The organism is Nocardia noduli (assembly GCF_019038455.1).
GTDB lineage: Bacteria > Actinomycetota > Actinomycetes > Mycobacteriales > Mycobacteriaceae > Nocardia > Nocardia noduli.
In genome coordinates this window covers 1-4,111 of sequence record NZ_JAFMPL010000201.1, presented here as the reverse complement: position 1 = coordinate 4,111, position 4,111 = coordinate 1, and the positions used below count along the sequence as shown (strand labels likewise).

General features: G+C 68.2%; 4 protein-coding genes and 1 pseudogene. 1 reads left to right on the top strand and 4 read right to left on the bottom strand.

What is annotated here, in order from left to right; all coding sequences use genetic code 11:
• The 4 genes and pseudogenes from JZ792_RS40760 to JZ792_RS40745 form a co-directional block, all read right to left on the bottom strand.
• Positions 1-203, bottom strand: a pseudogene (locus JZ792_RS40760) (FAD-binding oxidoreductase); the annotation flags it as partial.
• 166 nt (positions 204-369) lie between these two features.
• On the bottom strand, positions 370-1,527 hold the full coding sequence (locus JZ792_RS40755; RefSeq protein WP_109523185.1) for an FAD-binding oxidoreductase: 1,158 nt from the start codon (positions 1,525-1,527) through the stop codon (positions 370-372).
• A gap of 248 nt (positions 1,528-1,775) precedes the next feature.
• On the bottom strand, positions 1,776-2,687 hold the full coding sequence (locus JZ792_RS40750; protein ID WP_216918286.1) for an LLM class flavin-dependent oxidoreductase: 912 nt from the start codon (positions 2,685-2,687) through the stop codon (positions 1,776-1,778).
• 11 nt (positions 2,688-2,698) lie between these two features.
• Positions 2,699-3,634, bottom strand: a complete 936-nt coding sequence (locus tag JZ792_RS40745; RefSeq protein WP_216918284.1) for an NADP-dependent oxidoreductase — start codon at positions 3,632-3,634, stop codon at positions 2,699-2,701.
• Positions 3,635-4,007: 373 nt separating this feature from the next.
• Between JZ792_RS40745 and JZ792_RS43625 the strand changes: the two genes are divergently transcribed.
• Positions 4,008-4,111, top strand: a 104-nt coding sequence (locus JZ792_RS43625; protein ID WP_438804399.1) for a hypothetical protein, incomplete at its 3' end; no start/stop codon positions are given.

Genomic DNA, 4,111 nt, shown 5'->3' with positions numbered 1-4,111 from the left:
GGCGTGAGCCGACGCCGCACCTCCGGCTGCTGCGGCACCCTGACCTCCACCGACTGCCCCGCGGCGAAGGGCACGAATTCACCGATCAGCCGGATCACGGCGACATCGTGGCGCAGCCGGTGGTGCCCGACGACCGTCGCGGTCCACTCGGGCGTCGCGTCGAACGGCGCGGCGCCGTTGCCGCGCATGCTCGGATCCGTCATCAATTCTCCTGTGTCCAGCGGGTGTGCCCGCGTGCCGTCGCCGTGGTCGGCATCGGGCGATCATGCCGTGTCGGCGCGGGTGTGTCCGTGGGGCCCGGTGGTCGGCGCTGCCCGGATGAGCACCGTGCCGTCCGCGTCGATCGGTCGCCCGGAAGTGGATCGAGGCTCATACCGGATCGGCGCTGATGATGTGCTCCGGCGTGCCGACGGCGATCAAGGCCCTGCGGGTGTCCTCGATCATGCGCGCCGAACCGGCGATCTGGATCTGGCGATCGGCCCACGCGCCGAAGCTGGCGACCACCGCGCCCAGATTCCCGATCAGCCGCCGGTGCATGCCGTACGGGGCATCGGACGGCGGATGCGGGTACCACCACGGGTTGGTCTTCTGCTCGCACACCGGCACGATGGTGAGCCACGGATTGCTCTGCGAGAGCTGCCACATGTTCTCCACGTCGTACAGGTCGCACGGGTAGCGGCCGCCGATGAAGAAATGCACCCTCGGATTGATACCGCGCTGGCCCATCTCGATGAGCTGAGCGCGCAGCGGCGCGATACCGGTGCCCGCGCCGATCAACAGCACATCTCGGCCGCTCTCACGATCGATGTGCAAACCGCCGAGCGGACCTGCCACCTGCCAGCGGTCGCCGACCTTCGTCTCGTTGACGATCGCCGGGCTGACCCAGCCGCCCCGGATCTTGCGGACGTGGAATTCGATCTCGCCGTACGGATTGGCCGGGATCGCGGGCGAGAAGTATCGCCACATCTTGGGCCGCTGCGGTATCGCGACCGGTACGTACTGGCCCGCCTGGAAGGGGATCACGCCGTCCGATTGCAGCCGGACGATCGCGAGATCCTCCAGCACCCGGCGATGGCCGACCACCGTCGCCTCCCAGAAGGGCTGCGATTTGTCGGAGTTGGCGCCGATGGCCATCGACGCCGAGATCAGGATCGTGATGTCGGTCCAGCCCTCTTCGAGGCCGCGATGCCAGCCCGCGCCGTTGAAAACCCGGAACGCGGTGAGCAGGGCGCGGCCCGCCGCGTCGTAATGTGCGGCCGTCACCCCGTATTTGCGGTGGTCACGTGCCAATTGTTCCAGGAACTTCTGCGCCCGCGACCAATCCTCCAGATTGTCGAGGACGAACTGGATCGCGGTCACCAAACGTTTCGCCTGCATGTCCATCGCGGGCGGGAAGAGCTCGCGTAACTGCGGGTTATCCGCGAACAGGTGACCGTAGAACGCGCTGATCAACCGCTCGGACCCGTGCGGTGATTCGATCACCGCACGGAAATTGGCGCGGACCAGCGCTGCCGAACGCGCATCCACGACGTGGAGCTTCCTTTCCCTCGTGTAGCTCAGGGACGTATCCGTAACCGGCGGTCCGCCGTCAAGTATCCCTGAAAAATCCCGTGGTCGTGTGGGTATGGGGCCGGGTGGGCCCGCTCGACGGTGAACCGTGGGCAAACCCGGCCGGATAACCCCACGACGAACGGTCGAGGGGGCGTCGGATCCACCCGATGGGAATTATGAGGCCAAGCAGCGCGAATCAGCACGCTGGGGTCGGCGCACCCCGGTCATCGAGCCGCGGTCTCGGCGCGAACGGCCGGGACCACCTGTTCAGCGTACCGGCGGATCTGATCGAGGGGTTCGCCCTCGATCGGCCAGAAGACGAATCCGTCGACGCGCTGGTCGCGGTGCAGGGCGACGAGGTCGTCGACCCAGCGCGCCACCGGGCCCTCCAGGAAACCGTGATCGGTCCGGTCGTCGGTGATGGTGCCGGAGACGTTGTAGACGCGGCGTACCTCGGCCGGGTCGCGTCCGGCGGTCGCGGCGGCGTCGTCGATGCGTTTGTTGGCCTCGTCGAGGAATTCCGGCGGAGCCCAGCTGGAGGACGGCAACCAGCCGTCGGCGGCGTACCCGGTCAGGGCCAGCATTCTCGGCCCTTTCGCGCCCAGCCAGATGCCGGGCCGGTGTTGCGGCGTCGGCCCGGGGTGTGCGCCGTCGAGGGTGTGGAAATTGCCGACCACCCGCACCGCGCGTTCGTCGCTCCACATGGCGCGCACCACCGCGATCGCCTCGCCGAGGGCCCGCACCGCGTCGCCGTCGCTGAGCCGGGGACCGCCCATGGCGGCGACGGCGTCCCTGAACGCACCCGCGCCCAGTCCGAGATGCACGCGGCCTTCGGTCATGATGTCCAGTGACGCCACGGATTTGGCGAGAACCGCCGGATTGCGCAACGGCAGGTTCGCGACATCGGGGAAGTAGCTGATGCGCGAGGTACGCACGGCCAGCGCCGTGATCAGCGTCCAGGTATCGAGGAATCGGCGCTGGTACGGGTGATCCTGGATGCCGATCAGATCCAGACCCGCGCCGTCGGCGTATTCGGCCACCGCGAGCAATTGCGCGTAGTCGTCGGCCTCGGGGATCAGGAAGAGGCCGAATTCGATATCCGCGTCATGCTTTTCGTGCCGGAATGGGAATCGCACCGATTCGCCGTTCAGATGGCCAGCACCGTCTTGCCGCGCGCGCCGGGCGCGCCGATCACCGACGCCGCCTCCGACAGCGGCACGGTGGCGGCGACCGGGATCACCACGTCACCCTCGTCCACCCGGTGCAGCAGCCGCGCCAGCTCGGGTGCGGCGCCGCGGGATTCGATATTCCCGCCCCGGAGTTCGCGCTCGCGCAGGCGCTGCTCGTCGGCGGATCCGATGGTCGAGTAGACCGCGCCGCCCGTCCGGACGAGCCCCGTCAGATCGGCCAGCGCGTCCGGCGGGCTGACCAGGTCGAACAGCACGTCCACGCCGTCGGGATGGGTGAAGCGCACCGAATCCTCGACGGGGGCTTGGTGGTAGTCGACGGTTTCGGCCGCGCCGAGCCGCGCCATCTGGTCGGCGTCGGCGGGTCCGGCGGTGGCGATGACGTGCGCGCCCGCGATATTGGACAGCTGAACCAGGAAGGAGCCGACACCGCCGGTCGCCCCGACGATCAACACCTTCTGCCCCGGCCGGATGGCGGCCGCGTCGACCAGATCCTGCGCGGTGACGCCCGCTGTCGGTAGCGCCGCGGCGGCCAGCGTGGTGATCTTGCCCGGAATATGGACCAGCGTGGCGTCCTCGGGTAGCACCGAGTATTCGGCGAAGCTGCCGTGACCTGCCGGTGGCACCAGGAATTTGCCCACCACGCGGTCGCCGACCTCGAATCGAGTGACGCCGGGACCGATGGCCGACACGGTGCCCGCGCCGTCGACCCCGAGGATCATCGGGAAGTCGTGCGGCAGCGCGTTCTTCAGGTAGCCGGTGGCCATGCGCAAGTCGAAGGGGTTGACGCCCGCCGCGGTCAGTTGCACCTGGACCGCCCCCGCGCCCGGTTCGGGTACCGGCATCTCCGCGGTCTCCATCGGCTCTCCGAATTTCCGTACCACGATCGCGCGCATCGACTGGCTCCTTGTCCGGGATCAATACTGAGACGTCAACTAACGGCGGTTACCTCGTTGTCGGCGGCCGTGCCTGCGTCCGGCCGAGCGCGTGGGCCGCGGTGCCCGCGTTCACTAAGCAATCCCTACACCACGCGCGCTCGGATTCATCGCATTCGGAAGTGAGCGGCGTAGCGTTCAGCACCGGACGCGGCCGCGGACGACACCCGATCGGAACCCGGCGAAAATTGTCGAACTTGAGCGGAACAGACTCAACCTTTTGGACGTTGGACGGTGTGAACGCGGCATCGGAAAACGGGCCGGGCTCGCCGCCCGATCCCGGGGCCGGGCCGTGTGAATGGACACCGTGAATCAATGACGTAGGAAGGTGCACGTGGACTCGTTCAATCCCACCACCAAGACCCAGGCGGCGCTGACCGCCGCCCTGCAGGCGGCCTCCGCCGCGGGCAATCCGGAGATTCGTCCGGCGCACTTGCT

Bases quoted from the DNA above. Each gene is read 5' to 3' on its own strand.
- JZ792_RS40745 (WP_216918284.1), bottom strand. From the start codon at position 3,634: ATGCGCGCGATCGTGGTACGGAAATTCGGAGAGCCGATGGAGACCGCG.